This is a genomic window from Enterovirga sp. (assembly GCF_035325185.1).
Taxonomy (GTDB): Bacteria; Pseudomonadota; Alphaproteobacteria; order Rhizobiales; family Beijerinckiaceae; genus Enterovirga.
This window is the reverse complement of sequence record NZ_DAOLAJ010000156.1, coordinates 1-4,729: the sequence shown is the minus strand read 5'-3', so window position 1 is coordinate 4,729 and position 4,729 is coordinate 1. Positions and strand designations below refer to the sequence as shown.

The 4,729-nt window shown below is 69.8% G+C and carries 4 protein-coding genes; all 4 read left to right on the top strand.

Annotated features, from left to right (window positions below; all coding sequences use genetic code 11):
* The coding region (locus PKD06_RS18370; protein WP_324382692.1) for a transcription antitermination factor NusB at nt 1-182 on the top strand (182 nt) is incomplete at its 5' end.
* 5 nt (nt 183-187) lie between these two features.
* Nucleotides 188-1,183 carry a thiamine-phosphate kinase gene (gene thiL, locus PKD06_RS18365; protein WP_324382690.1) on the top strand — a complete coding sequence of 332 codons (996 nt, stop codon included), beginning with the start codon at nt 188-190 and terminating at the stop codon, nt 1,181-1,183.
* Nucleotides 1,183-2,403, top strand: coding sequence for an MFS transporter (locus PKD06_RS18360; protein ID WP_324382688.1), 1,221 nt, complete (start codon nt 1,183-1,185; stop codon nt 2,401-2,403). Before thiL ends, PKD06_RS18360 begins: the two co-directional genes overlap by 1 nt.
* A gap of 182 nt (nt 2,404-2,585) precedes the next feature.
* Nucleotides 2,586-4,729, top strand: a 2,144-nt coding sequence (locus PKD06_RS18355) for a sodium-translocating pyrophosphatase (protein WP_324382686.1), incomplete at its 3' end; no start/stop codon positions are given.

Here is a 4,729-nt window from a genome sequence, read left to right as displayed (position 1 = left end):
GCATGAAGGACGTTCCCGCGCGCGTCGTCATCTCCGAATATGTCGACGTGGCCCATGGCTTCTACGGCGGCGACGAGCCGGGCCTCGTCAACGGCGTCCTGGATGCGGTCGCGCGGGAGGTGAGGCCCGGCGAGCTGGGCGAGCGCCCCGGCCGCCCCCGGCCGGGGCGGGGCGGGCGCTAGCCGCCATGGCGCGCGCCTCCGAGGACGAGCTGATCGCGCGCCATCTCGCGCCGCTCGCCGGAGCCGGCGCTCTCGGCCTGAAGGACGATGCCGCCCTGCTGACGCCCAAGGCCGGCCACGACCTCGTGCTGACGGTGGATGCCGTCGTCGAGGGTGTCCATTTCCTGCCGGGCGATCCTCCCGGATCGGTCGCGGCGAAGGCCCTCGGCGTGAACCTGTCGGATCTTGCCGCGAAGGGCGCCGAGCCGGCCGGCTTCCTCATGGTCCTCGCGCTCCCCGACGATTGGACCGAGCCCTGGCTGAGCGCCTTCTGCGAGGGGCTCGGCCGCGCCTCCCGCGCCGGGACCTGCCCGCTCCTCGGCGGAGACACCGTGCGGGCGGCCGGGCCCTTGAGCATTTCCGTCACGGCCTTCGGGCAGGTTCCCTCGGGGACCATGGTCCGGCGGACCGCCGCGCAGCCGGGAGACCTCGTCGCCGTGACCGGGACGATCGGCGACGCGGTTCTCGGCCTCGCCCTGCTCGGCGAGAAGCCGCCCGCATGGCGGGACTGCCTGTCCGAGGACGAGACCGGGTTCCTGACGGGGCGCTACCGGGAGCCCCGGCCGCGGCTCGCCTGGGCCGGGGCGCTGCGGGAGCACGCCCATGCGGCCATGGACGTCTCCGACGGGCTCGCGGGAGATGCGGCGAAGCTGCTCGGCGCGAGCGGCCTCGGCGGCGGGCTCGACCTCGACCAAATCCCTTATTCGGCGGCGGCGGCGAAGGTTCTCGAAGCCGATCCCGGCTGGCGCGACCGGCTGGTGACCGGCGGCGACGATTACGAGCTGCTTTTCACCTTCCCCGAGGCCGCCGGCCCGGCTCTCCGCCAGAGGGCCGTCGAAACCGGCCTTCCGATGACGGTGATCGGCCGGGTGGGGGAGAAGGGCGGGGCGGTCTCCTTCCTCTCGGCGGGCTGCGAATATCGCTTCTCCCGAACCTCGTTCCAGCATTTCGGGGCGGCGTGATGGCGTCGGCAATATCCTCCGCGGAACCGCGGGCGAACTGGCGCGAGCAGGCCCTGATTCTCGCTGTCGCGCAGGCGCTCGGCGGGGCGAGCCCCTCGATCGTGGTCGCGCTGGGCGGCCTCGTCGGCACGCGCCTCGCGCCGGATGCCGCCTATGCGACGGTGCCGGTGAGCCTCTCTCATCTCGGCATCGCGCTCGGGACGATTCCCGCCGCCTATCTCATGTCCCGGCTCGGCCGGCGCGGCGGCTATCTCATCGGCGGCAGCATCGGCGTCCTGGCCGGTTCCGTCGCGGCGGCCGGCATCGCGCTCGGCTCGTTCCTGGTCTTCTGCGCGGGCACGATGCTTGCCGGGTTCTACTCCTCCTATGTCCAGAGCTATCGCTTCGCGGCCACCGACGAGGCGCCGCCCGCCGAGAGGGCGCGGGCGATCTCGTGGGTCATGACCGGCGGCATTTTCGGTGGCGTCATCGGTCCCCAGACCGTGATCTGGACGCGCGACCTCGTGCCGGACACGCCCTTCGCCGGAGGCTTCCTCGGCCAGGCCGCGCTCGCGCTGGTCACGATCCTCGTCGTGGCGCAGCTGCGCTCGCGCAGGCCCGCGCCGGTCGAGACGCCGGCCCCGGCGGATCGGGGCCGGCCGCTCATGGCCATCGTCCTGCAGCGGCGCTTCCTGCTCTCGGTGCTGGCGGGGCTCGTCAGCTACGGCCTCATGAGCTTCGTGATGGCGGCCGCGCCGCTCGCCATGGTGGCGGAATGCGGGCTGTCGGTCGATTCCGCGACGCTCGGCATCCAGTGGCACATCCTGGCGATGTTCGGGCCGAGCCTGCTCACGGGACGGATGATCGCGCGGTTCGGCAAGGTGCCGGTCACGGTCGCCGGCCTCCTCCTCATCGCGCTCTCGGCCGTGATCGGCCTGTCCGGGCGCGATGTCGCGCATTTCTGGGGCGTCCTGGTCCTGGTCGGCCTCGGCTGGAATCTCGGTTTCATCGGAGCGACCTCGCTCGTCACCGAATGCTACGAGCCGCAGGAGCGCGCCAAGGTCCAGGCGACCAACGATTTCCTCGTCTTCGGCACGGTGGCCCTCGCCTCCTTCTCGTCCGGCTCGCTCCAGGCGTCAGGCGGCTGGGCGACCGTCAACTGGCTGGTCTTTCCCTTCGTCGCGATCGCCCTTCTCGCCATCGCCGTCTCGGGGCGGAAGACGGAGTTGCGCGCCCGCTGAGATCCGGCACGGCGAACGGCCACGTTCGATTTGCGAAATGGGGAAAAATTTGGCAGGAGGGCCCGGACAGCCTCTGACTCCCATGAGCGTCGTGATACAGGGCGCGGTCCCGTGCGTTCTCTTCCGCACCGGCTCCGCGATCTGGTCTTGCCGGGTTCTTGCGCCGTATTGAAGGGTTCGTGATGACCGCACTCCTCCTCATCATCATCGGAGGCGCTCTGTCGATCGCCTACGGCTTATGGGCGATCAGCGACGTGATGAAACGCGACGCGGGCACCGCCCGGATGCGCGAGATCTCGGGAGCCGTCGCGGAGGGCGCGCAGGCTTACCTCAAGCGGCAATATCTCACGATCGGCATCGTCGGCATCGTGCTCTTCGCCGTCCTGTCCTGGCTGCTCGGTCCTCTGGTGGGCGGGGGCTTCGCCATCGGCGCCATCCTGTCGGCGGCGGCGGGCTTCATCGGGATGAACGTCTCCGTCCGCGCCAACGTGCGCACCGCGCAGGCGGCCTCCCGGTCCCTGGCGGACGGCCTCGACGTGGCCTTCAAGTCGGGCGCGGTCACGGGCATGCTGGTCGCGGGCCTCGCGCTGCTCGGGGTCACGATCTATTATGCCGTCCTGACCAAGGGGCTCGGCCATTCGCCCTCGAGCCGCATCGTGATCGATTCCCTGGTCGCGCTCGGCTTCGGCGCCTCGCTGATCTCGATCTTCGCCCGTCTCGGCGGCGGCATCTTCACCAAGGGCGCCGATGTCGGCGCCGACCTCGTCGGCAAGGTCGAGGCCGGGATTCCCGAGGACGATCCGCGCAATCCCGCGACCATCGCCGACAATGTCGGCGACAATGTCGGCGACTGCGCCGGCATGGCGGCCGATCTCTTCGAGACCTATGCGGTGACGATCGTGGCCACGATGGTTCTCGCGGCGATCTTCTTCGCCGGGACGCCTTCGCTCGAGACGATGCTGCTCTATCCGCTGGCCATCGGCGCGGCCTGCATCGTGACCTCGATCATCGGCACTTTCGCGGTGAAGCTCGGCCATAACGGCTCGATCATGGGCGCCCTCTACAAGGGCTTCATCGCGGCCGGTGTTCTGTCGGTCGGGGCGATCGCCGCCGTGAACTTCCTGCTCTTCGGCAATTTCGATGCCACGGTCACCACCGCGGCCGGCGTCACCTACAGCTCGGCCGCTCTGTTCGGCTGCGCCGTCGCGGGCCTCGCCGTCACGGCGCTCATCGTCGTGATCACCGAATATTACACCGGCACCGGCAAGCGGCCCGTGGTCTCGATCGCGCAGGCCTCGGTCACCGGCCACGGCACCAACGTGATCCAGGGCCTCGCGGTCTCGCTCGAATCGACCGCCATGCCGACGGTCGTGATCGTCGCCGGCATCATCGTGTCCTACACGCTCGCGGGCCTCTTCGGCATCGCCGTCGCGACGACGGCCATGCTCGCCCTCGCCGGCGTCGTCGTGGCGCTCGACGCCTTCGGCCCGGTCACCGACAATGCCGGCGGCATCGCCGAGATGTCGGGCATGCCGGCGGATGTGCGCAAGTCGACCGACGCGCTCGACGCGGTGGGCAACACGACCAAGGCCGTCACCAAGGGCTATGCGATCGGCTCCGCCGGCCTCGGCGCGCTGGTGCTGTTCGCCGCCTACACCTCCGACCTGAACTACTTCATCGCCGAGGCGAACAAGGCCGGCGGCACCACCTACCAGTACTTCAAGGGCGTCACCGTCGATTTCTCGCTCTCGAACCCCTACGTCGTGGTCGGGCTCCTGCTCGGCGGCCTCATCCCGTTCCTGTTCGGCGGCATGAGCATGACGGCGGTCGGCAAGGCGGCGGGCTCGGTGGTCGAGGAGGTGCGCCGCCAGTTCAAGGAAAAGCCCGGCATCATGGAGGGGACGGATCGTCCCGATTACGGCCGCGCCGTCGACATGCTGACGCGCGCCGCGATCAAGGAGATGATCCTGCCCTCGCTGCTGCCGGTTCTCGCGCCGGTGGTCATCTTCTTCGCGATCAACGCCATCGCCGGCAAGAACCAGGCTTTCGCGGCGGTGGGCGCGATGCTGCTCGGCGTCATCGTGACGGGCATCTTCGTCGCCATCTCGATGACCTCGGGCGGCGGCGCCTGGGACAACGCCAAGAAGTCCTTCGAGGACGGCTTCGTCGACAAGGACGGCGTCCGGCACATGAAGGGCTCGGAGGCGCACAAGGCCTCCGTCACGGGCGACACCGTCGGCGACCCCTACAAGGACACGGCCGGCCCGGCCGTGAACCCCGCCATCAAGATCACCAACATCATCGCACTGCTGCTGCTGGCGATCCT

Bases quoted from the DNA above. Each gene is read 5' to 3' on its own strand.
- thiL (WP_324382690.1), top strand. From the start codon at position 188: ATGGCGCGCGCCTCCGAGGACGAGCTGATCGCGCGCCATCTCGCGCCG.
- PKD06_RS18360 (WP_324382688.1), top strand. From the start codon at position 1,183: ATGGCGTCGGCAATATCCTCCGCGGAACCGCGGGCGAACTGGCGCGAG.